21 protein-coding genes are annotated in these 23,800 nt (G+C 62.1%); 6 read left to right on the top strand and 15 right to left on the bottom strand.

Annotation, left to right across the window (positions count from 1 at the left end):
* Window positions 1-16: 16 nt before the first annotated feature.
* The 4 genes from AB5Y90_RS04085 to AB5Y90_RS04070 form a co-directional block, all read right to left on the bottom strand.
* Window positions 17-1,669 carry a cation acetate symporter gene (locus tag AB5Y90_RS04085; RefSeq protein WP_026035062.1) on the bottom strand — a complete coding sequence of 551 codons (1,653 nt, stop codon included), beginning with the start codon at window positions 1,667-1,669 and terminating at the stop codon, window positions 17-19.
* A gap of 11 nt (window positions 1,670-1,680) precedes the next feature.
* Entirely contained in the window at window positions 1,681-1,992 is a 312-nt protein-coding gene (locus tag AB5Y90_RS04080; RefSeq protein ID WP_005336970.1) for a DUF485 domain-containing protein, read from the bottom strand.
* 105 nt (window positions 1,993-2,097) lie between these two features.
* Window positions 2,098-2,724, bottom strand: coding sequence for a 3'-5' exonuclease (locus tag AB5Y90_RS04075; RefSeq protein ID WP_307895023.1), 627 nt, complete (start codon window positions 2,722-2,724; stop codon window positions 2,098-2,100).
* A 2-nt stretch (window positions 2,725-2,726) separates the two neighbouring features.
* A complete protein-coding gene (locus AB5Y90_RS04070) occupies window positions 2,727-4,514 on the bottom strand; it encodes a putative nucleotidyltransferase substrate binding domain-containing protein (RefSeq protein WP_307895022.1) in 1,788 nt (595 codons plus the stop codon).
* A gap of 168 nt (window positions 4,515-4,682) precedes the next feature.
* On the opposite strand from AB5Y90_RS04070, the gene AB5Y90_RS04065 reads away from it, so the two are divergent.
* A complete protein-coding gene (locus AB5Y90_RS04065) occupies window positions 4,683-5,489 on the top strand; it encodes a crotonase/enoyl-CoA hydratase family protein (RefSeq protein WP_307895021.1) in 807 nt (268 codons plus the stop codon).
* A gap of 70 nt (window positions 5,490-5,559) precedes the next feature.
* Here the strand turns inward: AB5Y90_RS04065 and AB5Y90_RS04060 are convergent, their stop codons facing one another.
* Complete coding sequence (locus AB5Y90_RS04060; RefSeq protein ID WP_139476900.1) at window positions 5,560-7,059, bottom strand: sodium:alanine symporter family protein; 1,500 nt, start codon at window positions 7,057-7,059, stop codon at window positions 5,560-5,562.
* A 348-nt stretch (window positions 7,060-7,407) separates the two neighbouring features.
* Between AB5Y90_RS04060 and AB5Y90_RS04055 the strand changes: the two genes are divergently transcribed.
* Entirely contained in the window at window positions 7,408-7,845 is a 438-nt protein-coding gene (locus AB5Y90_RS04055) for a GNAT family N-acetyltransferase (RefSeq protein WP_139494245.1), read from the top strand.
* A gap of 76 nt (window positions 7,846-7,921) precedes the next feature.
* Window positions 7,922-8,686 (top strand): zinc-dependent peptidase, encoded by a 765-nt coding sequence (locus AB5Y90_RS04050; protein WP_307896860.1) that lies wholly within the window; start codon window positions 7,922-7,924, stop codon window positions 8,684-8,686.
* Window positions 8,687-8,767: 81 nt separating this feature from the next.
* Here AB5Y90_RS04050 and AB5Y90_RS04045 read toward each other — a convergent pair whose 3' ends face one another.
* The 6 genes from AB5Y90_RS04045 to phnR all read right to left on the bottom strand — a co-directional run bounded on the left by AB5Y90_RS04045 (window position 8,768) and on the right by phnR (window position 15,686).
* A complete protein-coding gene (locus AB5Y90_RS04045) occupies window positions 8,768-9,070 on the bottom strand; it encodes an acetate uptake transporter (RefSeq protein ID WP_272940572.1) in 303 nt (100 codons plus the stop codon).
* 243 nt (window positions 9,071-9,313) lie between these two features.
* The gene (locus AB5Y90_RS04040; protein WP_307895019.1) at window positions 9,314-10,720 is read right to left on the bottom strand and encodes an FAD-dependent oxidoreductase; all 1,407 of its coding nucleotides are present in this window, start codon (window positions 10,718-10,720) and stop codon (window positions 9,314-9,316) included.
* Window positions 10,721-10,738: 18 nt separating this feature from the next.
* Complete coding sequence (locus AB5Y90_RS04035) at window positions 10,739-12,475, bottom strand: putative 2-aminoethylphosphonate ABC transporter permease subunit (RefSeq protein ID WP_307895018.1); 1,737 nt, start codon at window positions 12,473-12,475, stop codon at window positions 10,739-10,741.
* Window positions 12,472-13,566 carry a putative 2-aminoethylphosphonate ABC transporter ATP-binding protein gene (locus AB5Y90_RS04030; protein WP_307895017.1) on the bottom strand — a complete coding sequence of 365 codons (1,095 nt, stop codon included), beginning with the start codon at window positions 13,564-13,566 and terminating at the stop codon, window positions 12,472-12,474. The genes AB5Y90_RS04035 and AB5Y90_RS04030 overlap by 4 nt, the downstream gene beginning before the upstream one ends.
* 272 nt (window positions 13,567-13,838) lie before the next feature.
* Complete coding sequence (locus tag AB5Y90_RS04025; protein ID WP_307895016.1) at window positions 13,839-14,858, bottom strand: putative 2-aminoethylphosphonate ABC transporter substrate-binding protein; 1,020 nt, start codon at window positions 14,856-14,858, stop codon at window positions 13,839-13,841.
* Between the two features lie 120 nt (window positions 14,859-14,978).
* Window positions 14,979-15,686 carry a phosphonate utilization transcriptional regulator PhnR gene (phnR, locus tag AB5Y90_RS04020; RefSeq protein ID WP_162519648.1) on the bottom strand — a complete coding sequence of 236 codons (708 nt, stop codon included), beginning with the start codon at window positions 15,684-15,686 and terminating at the stop codon, window positions 14,979-14,981.
* A gap of 265 nt (window positions 15,687-15,951) precedes the next feature.
* On the opposite strand from phnR, the gene phnW reads away from it, so the two are divergent.
* The 3 genes from phnW to phnX are packed head-to-tail and all read left to right on the top strand — an operon-like array spanning window position 15,952 to window position 19,362.
* Window positions 15,952-17,094, top strand: a complete 1,143-nt coding sequence (gene phnW / locus AB5Y90_RS04015; RefSeq protein WP_181223995.1) for a 2-aminoethylphosphonate--pyruvate transaminase — start codon at window positions 15,952-15,954, stop codon at window positions 17,092-17,094.
* Window positions 17,091-18,530, top strand: coding sequence for an aspartate aminotransferase family protein (locus AB5Y90_RS04010; RefSeq protein WP_181223996.1), 1,440 nt, complete (start codon window positions 17,091-17,093; stop codon window positions 18,528-18,530). Before phnW ends, AB5Y90_RS04010 begins: the two co-directional genes overlap by 4 nt.
* Window positions 18,523-19,362: a phosphonoacetaldehyde hydrolase gene (gene phnX, locus AB5Y90_RS04005; RefSeq protein WP_181223997.1), complete on the top strand. Its 840-nt coding sequence runs from the start codon at window positions 18,523-18,525 to the stop codon at window positions 19,360-19,362. Before AB5Y90_RS04010 ends, phnX begins: the two co-directional genes overlap by 8 nt.
* 98 nt (window positions 19,363-19,460) lie before the next feature.
* Here phnX and AB5Y90_RS04000 read toward each other — a convergent pair whose 3' ends face one another.
* The 4 genes from AB5Y90_RS04000 to nrfE all read right to left on the bottom strand — a co-directional run bounded on the left by AB5Y90_RS04000 (window position 19,461) and on the right by nrfE (window position 23,793).
* Window positions 19,461-19,913, bottom strand: coding sequence for an NUDIX pyrophosphatase (locus AB5Y90_RS04000; RefSeq protein WP_307895014.1), 453 nt, complete (start codon window positions 19,911-19,913; stop codon window positions 19,461-19,463).
* A 123-nt stretch (window positions 19,914-20,036) separates the two neighbouring features.
* Window positions 20,037-21,230, bottom strand: a complete 1,194-nt coding sequence (gene nrfF, locus AB5Y90_RS03995; RefSeq protein WP_307895013.1) for a heme lyase NrfEFG subunit NrfF — start codon at window positions 21,228-21,230, stop codon at window positions 20,037-20,039.
* On the bottom strand, window positions 21,227-21,841 hold the full coding sequence (locus AB5Y90_RS03990; protein ID WP_244776063.1) for a DsbE family thiol:disulfide interchange protein: 615 nt from the start codon (window positions 21,839-21,841) through the stop codon (window positions 21,227-21,229). Before AB5Y90_RS03990 ends, nrfF begins: the two co-directional genes overlap by 4 nt.
* Window positions 21,838-23,793 carry a heme lyase NrfEFG subunit NrfE gene (gene nrfE / locus AB5Y90_RS03985; RefSeq protein WP_307895012.1) on the bottom strand — a complete coding sequence of 652 codons (1,956 nt, stop codon included), beginning with the start codon at window positions 23,791-23,793 and terminating at the stop codon, window positions 21,838-21,840. Before nrfE ends, AB5Y90_RS03990 begins: the two co-directional genes overlap by 4 nt.
* Between the last annotated feature and the right edge of the window lie 7 nt (window positions 23,794-23,800).

The raw sequence follows: 23,800 nt of genomic DNA, 5'->3' as shown, positions 1-23,800 counted from the left end.
GGATGAACTTGATCTGTTAGTGGGAGGTGGCGCCAGAGGCTCCCAGCCCGGTTTGGGAGCGAACGAACTGCGGCAAGAACTTGGCATGTTCGTCGGCGGCGTTCTGGGAGCTGTCGGTGATGGAGAAGAACCAGATCCCGACGAAGGCCAACCCCATGGAGAAGAGGGCAGGGTATTCGTAGGGGAAGATGGCTTGGGCATGGCCCAGCACTTTCACCCACACGGTCGGGCCCAGGATCATCAGGGTTACGGCGCTCACCAGTCCCAGCCAGCCACCGTAGACGGCGCCACGGGTGGTCAGGCGTGACCAGAACATGGAGAGGAACAGTACCGGGAAGTTGCAGCTGGCGGCGATGGAGAAGGCCAGACCGACCATGAAGGCGATGTTTTGCTTCTCGAACAGGATCCCCAGACCAATGGCAACCACGCCCAGCACCAGAGTCGTCATCTTGGAGACACGCAGTTCATCGGTCTCGTTAGCCTTGCCCTTCTTCAACACGCTGGCATAGAGGTCATGGGAGACCGCAGAGGCTCCCGCCAGGGTCAATCCGGCAACTACCGCCAGAATGGTGGCAAATGCCACGGCGGAGATGAAGCCGAGGAACAGGCTGCCACCAACCGCATTGGCCAGGTGGACGGCTGCCATGTTGGTGCCGCCCAGCAGGGCGCCGGTGGCGTCCTTGAAGGCCGGGTTGGTGCTGACCAGCAAGATGGCGCCAAAGCCAATGATGAAGGTGAGGATGTAGAAGTAACCGATAAAGCCGGTGGCGTAGAACACCGATTTACGCGCCTCTTTGGCGTCACTCACGGTGAAGAAACGCATCAGGATATGGGGGAGACCGGCGGTACCGAACATCAATGCCAGCCCGAGCGAGATGGCGGAGATGGGGTCAGCAACCAGGCCACCCGGACTCATGATGGCGATCCCTTTCTCGTGCACCTTGACCGCTTCGCTAAACAGGGCACCGATATCGAAGTTGACCGATTTCATGACCATGATGGCCATGAAGCTGGCACCGGAGAGTAGCATCACTGCCTTGATGATCTGCACCCAGGTAGTGGCCAGCATGCCGCCAAACAGCACGTAGAGCACCATCAGGATACCGACCAGCACCACGGCCACATGGTATTGCAGGCCAAACAGCAGCTCGATCAGTTTGCCGGCACCGACCATCTGGGCGATCAGGTAGAGGGCGACCACCACCAGCGAACCGCAGGCGGAGAGGGTGCGGACTTCAGTCTGCTTGAGACGATAGGAGGCGACATCGGCGAAGGTATATTTGCCGAGGTTGCGCAGCCGCTCGGCGATCAGGAACAGAATGATGGGCCAGCCCACCAGAAAGCCGATGGAGTAGATGAGGCCGTCATAACCGGAGGTGTAGACCAGCGCGGAGATCCCGAGGAAGGAGGCGGCGGACATATAGTCACCGGCGATTGCCAGACCGTTCTGGAAGCCGGTGATACGGCCACCGGCCGCATAGTAGTCGGAAGCCGAGCGGTTGCGCTTGGAGGCCCAATAGGTGATGAACAGGGTGGCGGCCACAAAGACCACGAACATCACGATGGCCGATACATTGAGGGGTTGGCGTTGTACCTCGCCGGTCAGCGCATCCGCTGCCAGCAGGGGGGAGGAGGCCAGTGAGGCCAACAGCAGCCACTTGCCTTTCATGCTTTTTGCGCTCATGACTGCACTCCCTTGAGGATCTTCTGATTCAGCTCGTCAAACTCGCCGTTGGCCCGAAACACATAGATGCCGGTCAACACGAAGGAGGAGAGGATCAGTCCCACCCCGACCGGAATGCCACGGGTGACGGTGGTGCTGTCGCTGAGCGGGGTGCCCAGCCAACCGGGGGCAAAGGCGATGAGCAGAATAAACGCCAGGTAGAGTCCCAGCATCAGAGCCGAGAGGGCCCAGGCAAAACGCTGGCGCTTGGCGACCAGCTCCTGGAAGTTGGGATCTTGCTGGATCCTCAGATAGCTTTGCTGTTCCATTGCAGTTCTCCATGACATGAGTGTCAGCGGTGGATGGGGTAACCCCGACGAGCAGGCAATCTGCTCATGTAAGCAAAATGTGAATTAAATGTTATTTGTCGACAATTAGACTTTGGGATAAGCCAGTGGCGAGCCGCAGGTCAGGCGCAGGTAGATGAGCGCGGCCGTGGTGGCATCGGCAAGGGCGTCGTGGGCGGGCAGGGATGGCAGTTCAAGGTGGCTGCAGATGGCACTTAAGTGGAGGTCAATGGCCGCATCGGGATAGCGGCGATAGAGGTGGTCGTGATAGAGCTGGCTCACCTCGATCCCTCGCTGGGGCAGGGTCAATCCCCACAATTTCTGGCAGGCAAGATTGAGAATGCGCAGGTCGTAGGCGATGTGATAGCCCACCAGTTCGCGCGGGCCGATATAGTCGAGTAGCAGGCGCAGCGCGGCTTCCAGCTCCATTCCCTGTTGCAGATCCTGATGGCGCAGACCGTGGATCACCACAGATTGGCTGGTCAGGCTGGCCGGTGGCTGTACCTTGATGGCGAGGGCCTCGCCGGTCAGCAGCCGGTTGCCCTGAATGCGCACCGCCCCGATGGAGACGATCTCGGCCTGCTCGGGATCGAGACTGGTGGTCTCGAAATCGAGGGCGATCCGTTCATCTTCCGGTGGGGTGGCAAAGAGCGGCGCGAACTCGCCCATTCGGAACGCACGGCCATACCAGTAGCGTCGAACGCGGCTCAACATGGTTATTGTCTCAGACGAAAGTGCAAGGTGAGCCACTGCTGGAATTTCTTCACCTGATGCAGCGCCTGACGCAACAGATCCCGCTCGCTGTGGCTAAGCTCGCTTGTCTGCACCCGACTATTGCCTCCCTTTAGCTGGCTGCGCAGCCTCAGCCGGATAAAGAGCCGAAACGCCTCCGCCAGATTGCTGCCATAGTCGGCACTGAGCCGATCGGCGGCCACCAGCGCATCGATACGCCCCAGGGTTGAGGTTTCCAGAATGCCTGCCTCAAGGGCCAACATGCGGATACCGTGCACCAGCGGGAACAGGCCGCCCCGCTTCAGATCCAGCCCTTCCGGTGGCTGCTCCAGCCGGCCAAACAGGGTGAGCGGCGCGTGAAAGGCCACCGCTGGTCGCACCATCTCCGCCAGCAGATCCCGCCTGTCCGCCAACTGCTCGCGCAGCGCTCTGGCAACCGGCAGATGGAGCTGTCGATCCCCCGCGATGGGGTGAGCATCGGCCAGGGTGGCGAGCCAGAGCAGCTCATCCTCCTTTGCCGTAGTACAGGCGCTGGCAATAGCGCTTTGCCACTCGCTGCCCGTTTTCACCCAGGCCGGATTGTTCACCATCACCTGCCCGGGGCACAGCGGGTAGCCGAGCCGCTCCAGCAGGGCGCTGAATTCGGCCAGATCGGCTGCCTGGGTGGGCCATGCCAGCCCCTCTGGCAGGATCAGGGCGTTGTCCTGATCGGTTTTGAGGATCTGCTCGCCGCGCCCCTCCGAGCCCAGCATCAACAGGCAGACTCTATCCTGCACCTCGGGGGAGATCACCAGCGCAAAGGCTTTGGCGATCAGCTGTTCGTTGATGGTGGCGATGAGCTTCATCAAAAAGGCGGTGTGGATCCCTTGGGCAAACAGGGATCGGGTCAATTGCTGCTGCTCGCGGGCCACCGCCTCCAGCGCCGGCAGGCTGTCGGCACGGGCGATGCGCAGGGTCAGCACGTGGGAGTGGGTCGAGAAGAGCCCCAGCACCTGAGTCAGTTGCAGGATCCCCGCCACCTCGTTGCCACGCCACACCACCAGTCGCTTGATGCGATGGCGGGTCATCAGCAGCAGGGCATCAAACAGATAGCTCTCCAGCGGCAGACCAATCAGAGGAGTAGGGGTCAGCACAGAGAGGGGGGCCGTCAGCGGCAATCCCTTGAGGGTCAGGGCGTGGAGCAAAGTCTTGCGGGTTGCCAGCGTGAGGGAGCCATCGTGGGCGGGGTAGAGCAGGCAATCGGTCCCCTTGCTCACCATGGCTTCGGTCGCCGCCAGCAGTGACAGCTTGCTGTCGACGATAAGCGGTGCTTGCAAGTGGCCGGGTTCGATGCGGGTCAGGATAAATTCCGCCAGATTCTTCTGACCCAGTTGTTCGCGTTGCTCCTGCTGGCGCTGGCGTTCGGCCAGATTGGCGGTGAAGTAGCTGGCAAACTGCGGATCCTGCTCACAGAGCGCCAGAAAGGTGTGGCGAGGGATGAGCTGACAGAGGCTATCTTCCAGCGCGGTGAAGCGGTGGCGGCAGCGGCCATCAAACTGGGCGCGCACATCGAACAGATCATCGACCCCGTAATCACCAAACTGGTGGTGAGGAGCAGACTCTTCCACCGCCCCCTTGATGATGAGATAGAGGCCGGGAGGCTCCTCCCCCTCCTTGAGCAGCAGCTCCCCGGCCCGAAAATAGCAGAGCGAGAGGTGACGGGAGAGCCGCTCGCGCGCCTCCTCATCCAGTCGGTCGAACGGTGGTCTGGCAAAATTGAACAGGGTTGACATGACAGCGTCCTCTGCTGGCTTGCGGCACACATGCAGCTCCCAGTGTGACAAAGGGAGGGGGAGGCGACCAGCCGACTTTAGTCTCAGCTGTACCGCCTGTTCACACTCTGATAACGTGGTGGTATGACCAGTGAGTCAGTTTCAGGGATCAAGGAGAGGACAAGGGAGATGGAAAAACCAAGGATCAAGTGTGAGATCCACGACGGGATTGCCGAAGTGATGCTGACGCGGGGGGATAAACTCAATGCGCTGGACCGCGCCATGTTCAGTGCCATCGATGAGACGCTGACGCAACTCGCCCGGCACAAGGGGCTGCGGGCGGTGATCCTGCATGGCGAGGGGCGAGCCTTCTGCGCTGGGCTGGATGTGAAATCCATGCTGAGACAGCCGGTGGCGGCGCTCGATATTCTCAAGCGTGAAGCGGACGAGGCGACCAATCTGGCACAGCGGGTTGCCTATGGTTGGCACCAGCTGCCGGTGCCGGTGATTGCGGTGACCCAGGGAGTCTGTTTTGGCGGTGGTCTGCAGATTGCGCTCGGCGCCGATTTTCGCTTCAGCACCCCCGATTGCCGCTTCTCGGTGATGGAGATCAAGTGGGGCATCATTCCCGACATGAGCGGCAGCGTCACCATGCGCAACCTGATGGGGCTGGATACCGCTATGGAGCTTGCCATGAGCGGGCGCGAGCTGGATGCCGTCGAGGCCAAATCCCTCGGGATGGTGAGCCGAGTCTGCGCCGATCCGCTGGTGGAGGCGCGGGAGTTTGCCCGCACCCTGATCACCAAGTCACCGGATGCGCTGGCGGGGATCAAGCAGCTCTACAGTCAGGCTTGGGCCCGCAGCGACGAGGCGATGCTCAAAGAGGAGACCCGGTTGCAAAAGCAGATCCTGGGGCTACCCAATCAGTGGCGGGCCACCCTTAACAGCCTGTTTCGCTGGCGGCTGTCCTTCGGGCCGCGCCGCAATCCGCTTTGAGATGAGGTGACAGGAAAAAGAAATGGCAGCCGAGGCTGCCATTTCTATTGATGTTTTATGTCGTTCTGGTTCAGGAGGTCTTGCGATCCTGATCCGGCTCGAACTGATGGCCCGATTTCTCCCGCTCAAGGTTCTCTTCGGAGCGCTTGCCCACCCAGTAATCGGCGTTCTTGATGCCGAGCTTCTCCGGGTGGAATACGGGGTCAATCCCTTGTGCCTGCTGCGCTTCATAATCCTTCAGACAGGTGAAGGCGGTCTTTTGCAGCAGCAGGATGGCGATGATGTTGAGCCATGCCATCAGGCCGACCCCGATATCACCCATGCCCCACGCCAGATCCGCCGTCTTGACGGTGCCGTAGACGGTGGCAGCCATCAGCGCAATCTTCAGCAAGAAGGTGAGCCAGGGGCGATTTATCTTGCGGTTGATGTAGGCGATGTTGGTTTCGGCGATGTAGTAGTAGGCAACGATGGTGGTGAACGCGAAGAAGAACAGCGCGATAGCCACGAAAATGCTGCCAAAGCCCGGCATCATGCTCTCCATGGCGGTCTGCACATAGCCCGGGCCTGCTGCGATACCGGCAATACCTGTGTAGATGGCGGCGCCGTCCGGCCCTTGTACGTTATAGAGACCGGTGATCAGCAGCATAAAGCCGGTGGCGGAGCAGACGAACAGGGTGTCGATATAGACGGAGAACGCCTGCACCAGACCCTGCTTGGCCGGGTGGCTCACTGCCGCAGCAGAGGAGGCGTGCGGTCCGGTACCCTGACCCGCTTCGTTGGAGTAGACCCCGCGTTTTACCCCCCACATGATGGCTAGACCCAGAATAGCACCGAAACCGGCATCCAGACCGAAGGCGCTCTTCCAGATCAGCAGGATCACGCCCGGCAGCTGGCCGATATTGAGGGCGATGATGACGCAAGCCACGATGATGTAGCCCAGCGCCATAAAGGGTACTACGGTACTGGCGAAGTTGGCGATGCGCTTGACGCCACCGAAGATAATAAAGCCGAGCAGCAGCGCCAGACCGGCGGCTGTGACGTTCGGATCGATATTAAAGGCGGTCTGCAGGCTTGAACCGATGGAGTTGGCCTGCACGCCCGGCAGCAGCACGCCGCAGGCGAAGACGGTGGCGATGGCGAAGGTCCAGGCGTACCATTTCATGCCAAGCCCTTTCTCGATATAGAAGGCCGGGCCGCCGCGGTATTCACCGTTGATCTTCTCTTTGTAAACTTGACCCAGAGTGGACTCCACGAAGGCGGAGCTGGCGCCGAGGAAGGCAACCATCCACATCCAGAACAGGGCGCCCGGGCCACCGAAGGTGATGGCGGTGGCCACACCGGCGATGTTACCGGTACCAACGCGACCAGCCAGGGTCATGGCCAGCGCCTGGAAGGAGGAGACACCGGCATCGGTGCTCTTGCCATCAAACATCAGGCGCACCATCTCTTTGATATGACGCAGTTGCAAAAAACGGGTGCGCAGGGAGAAGTAAAGACCGACCCCCAGACACAGGTAGATGAGCGCAGGGCTCCAGATTACACCATTGATGGCATTGACGATTTCATTCATGTACAACAACTCCTTTGTTGTGTTTGTGGCGCTGTCTTGGCGAGATCTTGGCCTCGCTCTCTGTCACTGTTTTCGGCCCTGTTTGTTAACAATCCAGTTAACAAATGAGCGCGAGGTTGAGGGGTTAAGCAGAGCGCAAACACGCGCCATGCATGGCTTGTAACATATCGAGTTGTATCGGTGCTTCCCAGCGAAAAATGTTGCCTTGTTGCAAATTTGTGAATTGACAAGGGTGGGGGGATAATGGCAGGCAGCGTTTTCTATGAGTAAAGATGAGATCCTCCTTGTTGATCTGCGCCGGACAATGTGACGGGCGTAACACAATGGAAAGCAAACATGAGGCCAACAATGAAAAATGACCCTGAGACGTTGACGATCCGTCCCCCTGAGGCCGACGACGGGAGCGCCATCGCCCACCTGTTCAGCCAATTGGGGTATCCTGCCGAAGGCGCTGACGTGACGGCGCGCCTGTTGGCGCCGGATCCCGCGAGCGTTGTGCTGCTCGCATCCCTGGCCGACAAGGTGGTTGGCGTGCTGGTGTGGCACAAGCTGGCACCGCTGCATGTTGCACCAGCTTGGGGCCTGATCTCGGCGCTGGTTGTCGATGAAGGGGCAAGAGGGGCGGGAGTGGGCGCAGCCTTGCTCAAAGGAGCAGAAGCGATGGCGCGGGCCGCAGGTTGCGCCCAGCTGGAGCTATCCAGCAGCCTCAAGCGCGAGGCGGCCCACCGTTTCTATCTGGCGCAGGATTATCAGGAGCGGCCGAAACGGTTCGTCAAACTGTTGTGACCTGTTGTTTGCATCAAAAGAAGGAGTAGGCGTGCTGGGATGGTTCAAATGGCTGGGTGGTCGCCCGCAAACGCCCATGAGTGAGGATGAGTTGGCGCTGTGGCGTCAGGCGCTGGCGGCAGTGCCCATCTTGCAAGGGCTCAGCGACACCGAGCAGACAACGCTTATCGGCTTGGGGCAACAGCTGCTCAAGCGCAAGACCCTGACCCTGATCGGGGTCGAGCTCAGCCCACGCCAACAGGCGGTGCTGGCGCTACAGGCGGCGTTGCCCATTCTTCATCTCGGTATCGACTGGTATCGCGGCTTTCACGAAATCATCATCATTCCCGAACCCGTCACCCGGCGTCAGGAGGTGCAGGATGAGTTCGGGCTGGTGAGCGAGTTTGAAGAGGAGAACGCTGGTGAATCCTGGCCGCAAGGGCCGCTGGTGCTGGCCTGGAGCGAACTGCAGCAGGATGGTGACTGGGACGGCTTTAATCTGGTGATCCACGAGCTGGCTCACAAGCTCGACATGCTGGGCGGTGAGGCGGACGGCGCGCCGCCGTTGCCGGGGCAGATGAGCAGCCTGCTGTGGCAACAGGCATTTCAGAGCGCCTTCGATACGCTGTGCCAGCAGCTTGATCGGGACGAAGTGACCGATATCGATCCCTATGCTGCCGAACATCCCGCGGAGTTTTTTGCCGTCAGCTGCGAGTGCTTCTTTACTGATCCGCTGCGGCTGCAGCAGGTCTATCCCGCGGTATACCGGCAACTGAGCCAGTTCTTTAGCCAGGATCCCGCGCAGCGTTTTCCCGCGACCCGCTTGCTGGCGGGGGAGGTGGACGCCGGGTCACTTAGCTGATAACCGATCGGTTGAATGGTTATTCGAGATAGCAAAAAGGCACCCGAGGGTGCCTTTTTCACAATCTGAGTGGCTTGCCTATCAGGCAGCGGCTTTCAGCTGTACGGCGGCGGCTTTCTTGTGATCGCCGATTGGCATCACGGTGCGGCCGAACTGCTCGTTGATCACGGTGGCCATGGCCAGGTAGATGGCGCTGGCGCCACAGATGATGCCTTCGAAACCGGCGATGGTGCCGATCAGGGTGCTGCCGGTGAAGTCACGGGCGGCCAGCAGGAAGAACATCTCGTATGTTGGGCTAAAAAGGTAGGTTGGTGCTGAACGAAGTGAAGCCCAACGTTTGTACCGTGAAATATGCTTGTCAATCTGTTTACTGCTCTGCCACATCCTCGTTTATCCCGCTCTGGTTGACGTAATCATGCTCGCCTGTTGGGCTTCGCTATGCTCTGCGCCAACCTACAAATCACGCTATCTCAACCCTGCCGCCGCTGGGGCCCATCAGCGGATCACGCTTGGCGATAATGCTCCCTCAGATTTCACCTGTAAAAATGCCGACCCTCGGGTCGGCAGTTTCAAGAAATAGGGTGTGGGGCGAAACAGTATGAGAAATGGTTGCCCTCTATCGCCGGGCTATTTATCCGCCTTGCCCGCCGCATCGGCAAGTTTGGCCAGCTGTTTGTCATACCAGGCTACCGGGCGGTTCTCATCTTCCGCTCGTTCTTTGCGCCGGATGGCGTTGCGCACCGCCATGGCGCCCAGCCAGCGAAAGGGCTCGGGCGGGAAGTAGCCGCGCGGGCCGCTGACCAGCGCACATTCACGCCACGGTTTGTCCTCCTCCCGCACTTCATCGCGCACCAAAGCCGCCAGGATCTGGCCGCCGATCCAGCTTTGCGCCACTCCGTTGCCGGAGTAGCCGAGACCATAGACGATATTGGGCTGCCCTCGCCAGTGGCCGAAGAAGGGGAGGCCATCCACCGAGCGGTCGGAGGCGCCGCACCAGCTGGCTGCGATGGGCACCTCTTTAAGCGCCGGAAAGAAGCGGCGCAGGGTGCGGGTGAGGGGGGCAAGATAGCGGCTGGGGGCATCAAACTCGGCTAGATGGCGGTTGGCAAAGGCGAAGGTGTTGCCCCCCTTGCCCAGCATCAGCCGCCCTTGCGGGGTGGATCGGTAGTAATGGACAAAGGTGCGGCCATCCACCACGGAGCGGCCGTGCTCAAGCTGCTGGGCAGCCAGTGCATCCGGTGCGGGGTCGGTTATCACCATATCGGAGGAGACCAGCACTATGCTGCGGCGAAACTCGCGAAAGTGCTGCACCATGGCGCTGTTGAGGGCCAGCACCACCTTGCGGGCACGCACCTCGCCCTGTGGCGTTTGCACCCGCGCAGGCTGGCCCGCCTCAAGGCGCCGCATAGGGGAGTGTTCATAGACCTCGACCCCCAGTTCCAGCGCCACCCGCAGCAGGCCGCGCACCAGCAGTGCCGGTTGCACCGAACCGGCGTGGGGGCTGTAGAGCCCCTCCAGATGAACGTGGGAGCCGCTCTGGCTCGCCAGTTCACCCTCCGCAATCGCCTGCCACTGGTTAAGACCGGCGCGCTGTAGCTCCTGCAATACCGGCTCCATCAGGCCGCGCTGCGCCTCGCTGGTGGCGGTGTAGCAGGTGCCCTCGACCCTCAGCTCTGCCTCTATGTTGTGCTGTTCGCAGAAGTGGGCGATCTCGTGTACCGCCTGCTCGGATCTTTGTACCAGCCATGCGGCCTGCTGCTCGCCAAACAGGCGCCTTAACGTCAAATACTTCGCCGACCAGGTGAGCAGGCAGCCGCCGTTGCGCCCGGAGGCGCCGCTGCCGCAGCGATCTTTTTCCAGCACCATGATGCGTAAGGCAGGCTCGGTCTGTTTAAGGGCGATGGCGCTCCATAGCCCGGTAAAACCGCCACCGACGATGCAGACATCGGCCTCGTGGTTGCCGACTAGGGGCGTGGGCGGCGCGGGCTGTTCGGCGGCGAGCGCTTCGGCCAGCCAGAAGGGGAGAGTGGACATGATGACTCCTCGATAAGGTTATTGGTGGCGCCAGCGCTGGGTGCAATCCAGCAGGGCGCGGCTCAAAAAGAGCTGGAGCAGCTTGACGGTGGCGGCGGCCAGCAGGATCAGGGTGGCCATGGCGGCGGCCGCGGCGGTATCGCCGGAATCCTCCATGTTCAGCACGGCGATGGAGGCGAGCACGCTGTCGCTCGAGTAGAGGAAGATCACCGCCGAGGTGGTGGTCATGGCGTTGACGAACAGATAGATAAAGATCTCCAGCAGTGCGGGCAGGGAGGCGGGCAGGGTGACTCGCCAGAACGCCTTCCAGAGCGGAATGCGTAATGAGATGGCCACCAGCTCCAGCTCCTTGGGCAACTGCTTGAGGCTGGTCAGCGCCGTCATATGACCCACCGTGTAGTAGTGGATGACGCAGGAGAGCACCATCAGCGGCAGAGTGCCATAGAGGCCGCCAAAGAGCGGATTGCCGTTGAAAAAGAAGATGTAACCGAGCCCCAGCACCATGCCGGGCACCGCCAGCGACAGCATGGCAAGCAGGTGTAGCAATTGGCGCAGCGGCGCAAAGTGGCGGCCCTTCTCCTGCGCCCAGGCCAGCACCATCACCAGCACGGTGCCGATAAGCGCGGTATAGAGGCCCAGCTGCAAGGTGTTGGTAAAGGGCTGCCAGCCGTAGACGCTGTTGCTGTCAAAGGCGTAGTGATCCAGCGTCAGAGCGAGGTTGTAGGGCCAGAACTGTACCAGGGAGCCGTAAATGGCCATCCCCACCAGCGCCAGAAACAGCAGGGCCCAGAGCATGCACCAGCCGAGCGCCAGCAGATCCCGCAGCCGATGGGGTTTGGGCTGATAGGGCACCGCCTTGGTGCTGCTCTGCTCCTGCATCTTGCTGCGTACCCTGTGTTCCAGCGCAAAGCTCAATAGTGCCGGCAGCAGCAGGGTGACGCTGGCAACGGCGCCCAGCGAGAAGTACTGCATCCCGATCACCTGCCGGTAGATGTCGGTGGCCAGCACGCTGTACTGGCCGCCAATCACCTTGGCAACCCCGAAGTCGCAGATGGTGAGGGTGAAGACGGCGATGGCGGCGCTGAGCAGGCCATAACGGGCGGTAGGCAGGGTGACAGTGACAAAGGTGCGCCAGCCGCTGCTGCCCAGCACCCGGGAGGCTTCATAGAGGCGGGCGTCGCTCTGGCCGAGCGCAGTGATAAGGATCATCAGGGCGTGGGGGAAGCACCAGAAGCCCAGACCAATGACGATGCCGATGGGGCCGTAGATGCTCTCGCCGCCGAGCAGCCCCTTGGCGATCCCCTGATTGCCAAACCAGTAGACCAGACTGATGGCGGGCAACAGGGAGGGCATCAACAGCGGGATCAAACCGATGAGGCGAAACAGGGGCTTGCCCGGCATACAGGTGCGGGTGAGGGCGTAGGCGTAGCCAAAGGCGATGGTCACCACCAGCGCGGTGATCAGCACCCCGAGCCAGAGGGTGTTGCCGATGGTGCGCCCCAGATGAGGGGAGTCGAAGTAGGCGCTGAAGTTGGCAAGGCCCACCCAGAGGCCGTTCTCATCCTGCAGGCTCTTTTGCAGCATGGTGAGCAGCGGCAGCAGCAGACCGCCGGTGAGCAGGGCAATGCCGAGCACCAGCAGGATCAGTTGCAGCAGCTGATCCCGGCTCCAGCCACGACAAAGCCGCTGCCAGCGAGAGTCATGGCGGGCTGTCGCTGGCGGCAACAGGGAGGAGGTCACAAAGGGGGCAGTCATGGGCGATCTCCTTCAAACAGCTGCATCGCTCCGGCGGGCCAGTGCAGCGAGCAGCGCATGCCACTGCGCCAGCCACCCTGTTCGTGGCGGGGCAGCTCGTGGGTCGGGCGCTCCACCAGAATTTGCTGCGGGCCCAGATAGGTGTCGGCGGTGCAGATAAGGCGCTGGGCGGCGCCGAGAAACTCCACCTGATCGATGGTTGCTTCAACGCCATGTTGGCCAAGATACGGCTCGCTCGGCGCACTCAGGGTGATTGCCTCGGGGCGGATCGCCACCTGCAATTTGCTGCCGGCAGCGGCCTGGTTGGCAAGTGTCAGCTGTTGTTCGTTGAGGCGCACCTGATTGGGGCTCAGCACCAGGGTGTCGAGGAAGTTCATGGTGCCGACAAAGCTTGCCACGAAACGGCTGGCAGGCTGGTGGTAGATCTCCTGCGGGGTGCCCACCTGTACGATGCGGCCGCCCTCCATCACCACGATGCGATCAGCCATGGTCAGCGCCTCTTCCTGATCGTGGGTCACCATGATGGTGGTGATGCCAAGGCGCTGCTGCAGGGCGCGGATCTCGCTGCGAAGATGGGTGCGCACCAGCGCATCCAGCGCGCTGAGCGGTTCGTCCAGCAACAGCAGGCCAGGGGAGAGGGCCAAGGCCCGGGCCAGCGCCACCCGCTGCTGCTGGCCGCCGGAGATCTGGCTCGGGTATTTGTGGGACTGGGCAGTGAGATCCACCAGCCCCAGCCAGTGGTCCACCCGTTCCTTGATGAGATCCCGCGCCAACCCCTGATTCTCAAGGCCGAAGGCGATGTTCTGGGCAACCGTCAGGTTGGGGAAGAGAGCATAGGACTGAAACACGATGCCAAAATCGCGCTCCTGGGGCGGCAGGCGGGAGATATTGCGCCCCCCTTGCCAGATCTCGCCGCTGTCCGGCAGATCCAGCCCGGCGATGGCTCTGAGCAGGGTGGTCTTGCCGCAGCCGGAGGGGCCGAGAAAGCAGATAAACTCCCCCGGCTCAATGGTCAGAGAGATCCCCTTGAGGGCTTGAAAAGCACCGAACTGCTTGTTGAGATGTTGAATGTCCAGATAGGGCTGGGTCATGGTTCGACTCACTACTGATTTGGTATATACCAGTTTGCGGGTGAAGTGTGACGGTCAGGTGATCGGGGGATGACAGCTTGATGACAGTCAGATGACGACGGGTCGTCAGCAAGTGGCTGGGCCCTGTGTGAATGGGCGAAGCGTCGCTAATGGAATGCAATACAAACTCGGGAAGTTAAAACCAAAAAGCGAAGGCCAACAGCTGTTGGCCTTCGACTGGCAGTTTATTGGCGGCGGTGTGTCTGGCGTGAACAAACCGCCGCCCTTCACGCTTACTGTTTGGCTTCGGTCTTGCCGTCGAAGCTGGCGCTCCACTGGGCCAGGATGGTGTTGCGCTCGCGGGCGGCCCAGCTAAAGTCGTTGTCGATCATCTGGCCTTTGATATCCGCCGGATAGCCCGCTCTCGGTTGGGCCACATCGGGGATGGCGACCACGGCGAACGATTTGTTGTAGAGGGCGTTGGCCTGTTCGGTGGCGGCAAAGTCGAGCAGCTGTTTGGCTGCTTCCAGCTTGGGGGTGCCCTTGATGATGGCGGCAGCTTCCATATCCCAGCCCGACCCCTCTTTAGGGAACACCACCTCGATGGGGGCGCCCTTGGCCTTGAGGCTGGTAGCCGGGAAGTCGAAGGAGATACCGATCACCGTTTCACCGCTGGCGGCCAGCTTGCAGGGGGCGGAGCCCGAGTGGGTGTAGCGGTCGATGTTCTGGTGCAGGCCGTTCATAAATTGCCAGCCCTGCTGCTCGCCCATGGTCTGCAGCCAGCCAGCAACGCTCAGGTAACCGGTGCCGGAGGAGCTGGGGTTGGGCATGATCACCTTGCCCTTGTAGATGGGCTTGGTGAGGTCGGCCCAGCTGGTGGGGGCCGGGATTCCCTGTTTCTCGGCCTCTACCTTGTTGAAGCAGATGGCGCTGAAGAAGGCGTCCAGACCGATCCAGTGCGGCTCGGCCTTGTTGTCGCGAAAGCGGCTGTCGAGCTTGTCCAGTCCTTTCGGTGCATAGGCATTGAGCATCTGCTGCTGATCGAGCTGCATCAGGCTGGTGGCGGCCAGTCCCCACACCACATCCGCTTTGGGCTGGGCTTTTTCTGCCAGCAAGCGGGCGGTGACCACGCCGGTGGAGTCACGCACCCACTTGATGTTGATATCCGGATGCTGGCGTTCGAACGCGGTTTTCAGCTCGTTGAGCTGCTCCGGTTCGAAGGCGGTGTAGACGGTGAGATCGGTCGCGGCCAGTGCCGGGGCGGTCATGGCAGCCAGCACGGCGGCGGCCAGCAGATGGGTTCCCTGTTTCATCCTCTTCTCCAGTTAAATTGGTTTGGTATAAACCAGATTGGTCGAGAGAGAGGCTAGGGGATCTTTATGACGTGACCGTGACAGCCCCGTGACGTTTTGCCGTTCCTGATTTATCCGTGACTAATCCTGGGTATCCACCTCGATCTCCAGACTGTCGTGGCGCCAGTACTCCAGATCGAAGTCGAGCACCCGGCCGTGCTGATCGAAGTTGAGCCGCTCGAGGCGCAGGGCGGGTAGGCCGGCGGTGGCCCCCAGCGCCTTGGCTACCTCGTCCGGCAGGGCGGTGGGGAAGAAACGCACCTGCATGCGGGCATAATGAAGATCGTAATGGGCTTGGTAGATCTCGGTCAGACTGCCGTTGAGATCCAGCTCCAGCAGGCCGGGCACCCGCTCTGGCAGGCAGTGGTTCTCGCAGTAGCAGATGGCGCGCCCGTTGGCGTAGCGCAGCCGCTTGAGCAAAAAGAGGCTGTCAAACGGCTTGAGCTGCAACTGCGCCATCAACGCGGGCGGCACCGCCTGGCGGTTTTTCTCCAGCAGCTCGGTGCGCGGCTCACCCCCTTGCTCCCGCACTATCTGGTGAAAGTTGGAGGTGCGTCTGGGGTTCAAGCGAAAGCGCGGCGGGGTGACAAACCAGCCGCGGCGATCCTCCCGATAGATAAGGCCGTTCGCCTCCAGCTGCACCAGCGCCTCGCGGATGGTAACCCGGGTGGTGCCATAGAGTTCCCCCAGCAGCCGCTCGGAGGGGAGCTTGTCGTTGGGGGCCAGCCCCCCCGCCAGGATCTGGTTGGCGAGGGCATCCTTGATCTGCAGATATTGCGGTTTGCTCATGAAAATCCCTGGTTTTGCAATAAGTTGTGCAATGAGTTGGGCAATGGGCTGGGCACAGGGCAGGACACCTGCCCGGTCGTTAAAGGGCAGCATCAACATGCGTTGGTAGATACCAGCATCGCCCCTGTTGTTCAGGCTTCCTAGATTATCGCGATCCCGGCGCTGAAAATGAATTTTTTGTTGCACGTAGCGCCACCCCTTTGACCTTGGCGGGGCAGTTACCCACAATGCGCTCATTCTGGTATATACCAAAAGGAGCGAAGTCATGACCCATATTCCTGCGGCCCCTGCTGCCGTCGATTACCTGCTGCTGACCCCGGGCCCCCTCTCGACCACCGCGACTGTGCGTGCCGCCATGCTGCAAGACAGCTGCACCTGGGATGCGGACTACAACCAAGGTGTGGTGGAGCCCATCCGCCGCGAGCTGGTGCGCCTCGCCACCGGCCCTGAATATGAAAGTGACTACAGCGCCGTCTTGCTGCAGGGCAGTGGCAGCTATGTGGTGGAGAGCGTACTGGGCTCGGCGATAGGCGTCGATGAGTGTCTGCTGATCATCAACAACGGTGCCTACGGTGCCCGCATGGGGGAGATGGCCCGCTGTCTTGGCCTGCGCCACCACGAGTTGGATTGCGGCGAGACCAACCGCCCCGAACCCGCCGCCATCGAGGCGATGCTGGCGCGCCACCCCGAGATCACCCATCTGGCCATGGTGCACTGCGAGACCACCACCGGTATGCTCAACCCCCTTGAGGAGGTGGCTGAGCTCTGCCAGCGCCGCGGCATCCGCCTGATCGTCGATGCCATGAGCAGCTTTGGCGGTATCCCCATCGACATGGGTCGCCTTGGCATCGAGTTTCTCATCAGCTCGGCCAACAAGTGCATTCAGGGGGTGCCGGGTTTTGGTTTTGTCATCGCTCGCCGCGCCGCGCTGGTGGCCTGCGCCGGTCGCGCCCGCTCGGTCTCCCTCGACCTGCATGCCCAGTGGCAGACCATGGAGCAGCAGGGGGGCAAGTGGCGCTTTACCTCGCCCACCCATACAGTGCTTGCCTTTGCCCAGGCCCTGCGCGAGCTGGACGAAGAGGGGGGCATTGCCGCCCGTCATCAGCGTTACAGTGAAAATCAGCGCACCCTGGTGGCGGGGATGGCGGCGCTCGGCTTTGCGCCGCTGCTGCCAGAACAGTGGCAATCTCCCATCATCACTGCCTTCTACTCTCCGGCCCACCCTGACTACCGCTTCGCCGACTTCTACCAGCGGCTCAAGGCGCAGGGTTTTGTTATCTATCCAGGCAAGGTCTCCCAGGCCGATTGCTTCCGTATCGGCAATATCGGCGACGTGACCCCTGAGCGGGTGCGCGATCTGCTCGCCGCCATGGCCAGCGCCTGCTACTGGCAAGGGGACGCGCGATGACCAGCATGCTGGCTCAGGGTCGTGATCTGCGTGGCCGCGATTTGCATGACCATAAGCTACACGGCAGCGGCCGTGCCGACAGCGAAGGGGATATCAACCTCGGCGAGGGGCGGGCGCGCTGGTGGGCGGGCCAGAGCGAAGATGTACGGGCCGGATTGGCGGAGGATAGCCGCTATTTCCTCCATCAGGCGCTCTCCACCCCCTGTCTCGATCTGCTTGAGGGGGCGCAGGGGAGCTGGTTGACCAGCGTATCGGGCAAACGCTATCTCGATTTTCACGGCAACAGCGTCCATCAGCTGGGCCACGGTCACCCCAAGGTGGTGGCCGCGGTGCAGCAGCAACTCGCCGATCTGCCGTTCGCGCCCCGTCGCTACACCCATCAGGTTGCCATCGACTGCGCCCGCACCCTGGCTGAACTGGCCCCCGGCGATCTCAACCGGGTGCTGTTTGCCCCCGGCGGCAGCGAGGTGGTGGGGATTGCCCTGAAGCTCGCCCGTTTCATCACCGGCAACAGCAAGGTGGTGTCCCTCTGGGATGCCTTTCACGGCGCCTCTCTCGATGCCATCTCGGTCGGTGGCGAGGCCTGCTTTCGCACCGGTATGGGCCCGCTGATGGCCGGGGTGGAGCGCATCCCACCCCCCACCCGCTATCGCGGCGTCTGGTATCGCGGGGAGGGGGATGACCTGCACTACGCCGATTATCTGGAGTACGTCATCGAGAAGGAGGGAGGGATCGGCGCCTTTATCGCCGAGCCGATCCGCAATACCGATGTACAGGTGCCCTCGAAGGCCTACTGGCAGCGGGTGCGGGAGATCTGCGAACGCCACAAGGTGCTGCTGATTGTCGACGAGATCCCCAATGCCTTGGGGCGCACTGGCCACTGGTTCAGCTTTGAAGAGTTCGGCATCGAGCCTGACATCATCTGCCTGGGCAAGGGGCTGGGGGGCGGGGTTGTGCCATTTGCCGCGCTCATCACCCGCGATCGTTTCAATCAGGCCGCAGCTATTTCGCTCGGTCACTACACCCACGAGAAGAGCCCCATCGGCTGCGCGGCGGCCCTCGCGACCATCGCGACCATCCGCGAAGAGGGGTTGCTGGCAAAAGCGCAGGAGGATGGCCGTTTTATGGCGGCCGAGCTCGGCAAGTTGGCCGAACGTCACCCGCTGATCGGGCAGGTGCGCGGTATCGGTATGCTTTGGGCGCTCGATCTGGTGGTCGATCATCAGAGTCGCGCCCGCAATAGCCAAGCCGCCGAGCGGCTGCTCTACCGCTGTCTGGAGCTGGGGCTCAGCTTCAAGGTTTCCCAAGGGAACGTTATCCAGCTCTCGCCACCGCTCAATATCACCCGCGCCGATCTGGTGCGCGCCATCACCATTCTCGATCGCGCATTGGGCGAGATCGCACTTTCACCGAAACAGGAACACCACCATGACTGACTTGCAGATTGCCATTCACCCGACCACCGACGTGGAGGCGCTGATCCTCGACTGGGCCGGTACCGTCGTCGATTTCGGCTCCTTCGCCCCCACCTCCATCTTTGTCGAGGCCTTCGCCCGCGCCTATGACTTCCCCGTGACCCTGGATGAGGCGCGCCAGCCTATGGGCCTTGGCAAGTGGGATCATATCGCCGCGCTGGGCCGTCTGCCCTCGGTGGATGCGCGCTGGCAGGCTCGCTTCGGCCATCCTATGAGCCACGCCGAGGTGGACCACATTTATCACACCTTTATGCCGCTGCAGATTGCCGCCGTGACCCGCTTTGCCGCCCCCATCCCCGGCGTGTTGCCAGTGCTGGATGCTCTGCGGGGCCAGGGGCTGCGTATCGGCTCATGCTCCGGTTACCCCCGTCCGGTGATGGAGGCGCTGGTACCAGCGGCTGCCGATCACGGCTATCGGCCGGATCACTGGGTCGCCACCGACGATCTCAAGGCAGGTGGTCGCCCCGGTCCCTGGATGGCGCTGGCCAACGTGATTGAGCTGGGAATAAGCGCCGTGCATCGCTGCATCAAGGTGGATGACGCCGTGCCGGGTATCAGCGAAGGGCTTAACGCGGGCATGTGGACGGTGGGATTGTCGGTTTCCGGCAACGAGTTTGGTGCCACCTGGGACGAGTTTGCCGCCATGAGCGAGGCAGAGATCGCCGCCCGGCGCGCACCGGCCGAGGCCAAACTGCGGGCGGCGGGGGCACACTATGTGATTGATACCCTGGCCGACATCGCCCCGGTTATCGCCGATATCAACCGCCGTCTGGCGGCTGGCGAGCGGCCGTAGGCCATCTGCTTGGTCTAACAAAAGCGCATGGCTGGCTTTAGATACAACACGCCCCCATCCGGGGGCGTGTTGTATCTACAGGGGGACGTTGTGCGCGGTCAGCGGATATCGACCCGCATCAGGGGAGAGGGGGCGTTGTCGACAAAGTGGTGCCAGATATGGTCGTAGAGCGCCTTCTGGCCGGGGAAACTCACCAGCGCCTTGGCTTCGGTCAGAGAACACCAGCGATATTCGGTGTGCTCGTCGTTGAGGGTCACCGCCTGATTGGCCGGGCAATAGACCACAAAGACCGGCACCACCTCCACCGTATTCAAGGCGGCATCGTAAAACTGCTCCAGATACTGGCCGTTGTAGAGCTCGGTGACCCGGATACCCGTCTCTTCGCCAAACTCCCGAATAATGGTCTGCCAGCCGTTTTCACCCGCCTCCATCGTGCCCGCCACATGACACCAGAAGACCCCCTTGACCCGTTTCATCACCAGCAATTTGGTTTCGCCATCGACAGTGGTAAGGGCAACGCCAGAGACGGCCTTGCAGCGAATGGGGATCATGATGTGACTCCAGAGGTTGGCCAAAGAGAGCCGTATTGTTTGGCGGACGAGTCAGAGTGGCAAGTGATTTTACGGTCGGCACTGGTCTGTGCCGACGGGGAGGGCCAAAGTGACAGGAGGCGGTCAGCCCCCCATTATGCTTGCCGTCTGGATCGCCTCGATCAGCGCGGCCCGGTTGATACGAGGGCGCTCGCCATCGAGCAGTTGCTGCCACAGCGCAATGGCCTGACTGTAGCGACCATGCAGGAAGTGATCGGAGGCGAGCAGCATCAGGGCGCTCACTTCCCCCGCGTCCTGCTTGAGGGCACTCTCCAGCAGGCGGGTTGCCTCGGGAGTCAGCTGCTGGCCTGCCTGATAGTAGAGTACAGTGGCTTGGGCGGCCTGGGTCGCTGCACTGGCGCCCCCCTCCAGCAGGGCAATACGCTTATAGGCGAGCAGGGCGTTGTCATATTCACCCCGATAGAGATAAAGCTGGCCGAGCGCCGCCCAGCTGTCGAGATCGGCGGGGCTGCGTTGAAGCTTCTGATGCAGACTCCCCAGCTCCTTGTCCTGCAGATCCCGCGGGCTCAACCCCGCCAGCGGATCGGGACGGGATGCATAATCCTGCCATGCCTGATAGCGGCCGCTGCTGAAATACACAGCGGCAACGGCCGCGATGGCCATGATGCCAAGCAGCAACAAGGCCCGCCCGTGCTGGTTATTGCGGCCGCGATTGTCACGCTGGCTGGCCAGTTGCGCGCGCAGGGCCAGCTCAGCCGACGGGATGGCGTTGGCCAGGCGGGCGGCGCTCAGCTCCCTGTAGAGTGGTTGGTCGGGGGCGAGGCCTGCCTGCTCCCCGTGCATGATCAGCCAATTCAATTTGCTGCGGGGATCGGCGGCGGGTTCATGGATGGCCTTGGCTACAGGGATGGTTTGTACCTGTGTGCGCGTGAGGCGGCGAAACAGGGTCAACAGCGCCAGCCCCAACAGCAGCAGGGGACCGCCCCACAGCAGCGCAGTGCTGGCCTTGAAGGGGGGATCGTAACGGACGAAATCGCCGAAGCGCTCTGTCATGCGGGTGATCACCTGCTCATCGCTCTGCCCCTCGTCCACCCAGCGGTAGACCTCTAGCCGCAGATCCCGCGCGATGGGGGAATTGGACTCCACCAGGTTCTGGTTCTGGCACTGGGGGCAGCGCAGGGCGCGGGCCAATTCCTGAGCGCGGGTCTGCCGCTCGGGGTGGCGAAACTCATAGGTATCGACCCCGCTGGCATATGCAGTGGCACTCAGCAGCATGCCGAGGGCCAGCAGGGAGCAGGCAAGAGAACGGCACATCATGGCTGTGTCTCCCGAGCTGATGTTGCAATAGATGGCGCAATAGATGGCGCAATCGCGGGTGCCGTTGTGGCGGCCTTCATCTGTGCGTCCGTTCGCGCCTGGTCGAGCAGGGGGGCAAACTGGCGTTGCCAGATCCCTTTGGTGAGTTCGCCGGTATGGCGGGCGAGCAGGGTGCCATCGGCATCAAACAGATAGGTCTCAGGCGTGCCGTAGACACCGAGCTCAAGGGCCAGTTTGCCGTCGGGGTCGGCCAGCACGGCGCGATAGGGGTTGCCCGCCTGGATAAGCCAGGCGCGGGCCGCATCCCCCTTGTCCCGGTAGTTGAGACCGTAGAGGGGCACTGTTGCCGCGAGCTCGCTGAGCAGCGGATGTTCAGCGCGGCAGTTGGCGCACCAGCTGGCCCAGACGTTAAGCACAAAGGGCTCCCCCTTGAGGCTGGCGGTCTGGATCGGACTCCCATCCAGCAGATTGTCGCTCTGCCACGCAGGCAGGGTACGTCCGAGCGTCGCGTCATCCTGGCTGTAGGGATTGTTGCCAAGGCCGAGCCAGAGCAGGGTGCCGAGGCCCAGGGTCAGCAGCAGTGGAAGAAAGAGGCGCAGGCGGGATCTCATAACGCCTCCTGTTCGAGCGGGTGATGGGAGGTGCCAACCATAACGGAACGGGAGGCGAGCAAGGGGCGACGGGCGAGCAGACGCAGGGTGCCGCCCGCCATCATCAACAGGCCGCCGAACCAGATCCAGCGCACCAGCGGCTTGTAGTGCAGCCGCATGGCATAGGCATCTGGTCCCATCTTCTCACCCAGTACCACGTAGAGATCGCCGAGCATTCCCCACGCAATGCCCGGTTCGTTCATGTTCATGGTGCGCACGCTGTAGTGGCGCCGCTCCGGTGTCAGCTGCGCTACCTCTTTACCGCTCTTGTGCACGCTAAGCGTGATCCGCTCGGTGGTATAGTTGGGGCCGATCACCGGCTCGCTCCCCTCATAGCGAAATTCGAACGCGCCGAGTTGGTAGGGTTGGTGGGCACCAAGCACTGTGCCCCCTTCCTGACTGTGGTGACTCACCTGAGCGATGCCGAGGGCACACACCGCCACCCCGAGGTGGGCCAGCAGGCTGCCGAACCGATTGAGGGTCAGCTCGCGCCATGGGGTATTGAGCAGCAGGCTGGCCATCAGCCAGAGGCTCACCATATTGGCGAGGATGCCAATCCAGCTACCGGAAAACGATCCCTGTTCCAGATAGGCAAGGCTAAGCAGCCCGCCACCAAGCAGGCCAAACAGCGGCGGCAACAGCGAGTTGAGCCGGGAACCTGCCGCAAGCTGCTGCCAGCGCAGGCGCGGCAGCTGGGTCATCAGCGCCATCAGGCAGAGGGCCAGCGGCACGAAGATGGTATTGAAATAGGGGGCACCCACCGAGAGCGAGCCCAGATGGAGCGACTGGAACACCATGGGGTAGAAGGTGCCGAGTAGCACGCTGGCGCAGGCCACGCAGAGCAGCAGGATGGCGGCGCCGAGCAGCCCCTCTTTTGACAGCAAGCCAAAGCGGGCATAGGGGGCGCGAATGTCTGCGCGCAGGGCAAACAGGGTGAGGGCGCAGGTCAATAGCAAACTGAGCAGCAACAAGAGGGTGAGTCCGCGGCTGGGGTCCACCGCAAAGGCGTGTACCGAGGTGAGTACCCCGGAGCGCACCACGAAGGTGCCGAGCAGGCTCAAGGCGAAGGTGAAGATGGAGAGCAACAGCACGGCGTGGCCGTAGGCGCCGCGCCTCTCGCAGACAATCAGGGCGTGCAGCAGGGCGGTGCCGAGCAGCCAGGGCAAGAGGGAGGCGTTTTCCACCGGATCCCAGAACCACCAGCCGCCCCAGCCGAGCTCGTAATAGGCCCACCAGGAGCCCAGCACGATGCCGGCGGTGAGAAACACCCAGGAGCCGAGCGCCCAGGGTCGGCTCCAGTGGGCCACGGCGCCATCGAGCCTGCCCGAGTGCAGCGCCGCCATGGCGAAGGCGAAGTTGACCGCAAAGCCGACGTAACCGAGATAGAGCAGGGGCGGGTGGATGATAAGACCGATATCCTGCAGCATGGGGTTGAGATCACGCCCCTCCAGTGGCCCCGGGAACTGGCGGTCAAACGGGCTGGAGAAGATCAGGGTATAGAGGCCGAACAGCCCGACGATCAGCCCCATGATGGCCAATACCCGGGCTGTGATCAGCGGATCTACCCGTTTTGAACAAATCGCCACCAGAGCGCCCCACAGCCCCAACGCAAAGACGAAAAAGAGCATGGAGCCCTCATGGCCGCCCCACACCGCCGCCAGTTTGAAGCCAAGGGGCAGGGCGCTGTTGGCGTGCTGGGCCACATAGACCAGGGTGAAGTCATCCTGGCCAAAACAGCTGGCGAGCAGCAGCAGGGCGGCCCCGAGCAGGAGCGCGACCAGGAGGGCCAGCGGCTTTGCGCAGCGCAGCAGTGTCGGGGAGGCGAGCCGCAATCCCAGCCAGGGCAGCAGCCCTTGCAGCAGGGCGAGTCCGGTCGCCAGCAACAGTGAGAGATAGCCGAGCTCCGCCAGCACACAACCT

The organism is Aeromonas sp. R4-1, assembly GCF_040908325.1.
Lineage (GTDB): Bacteria > Pseudomonadota > Gammaproteobacteria > Enterobacterales > Aeromonadaceae > Aeromonas > Aeromonas veronii.
The sequence above is the reverse complement of the archived record's forward strand: the minus strand, read 5'-3'. Positions and strand labels throughout refer to the sequence as shown.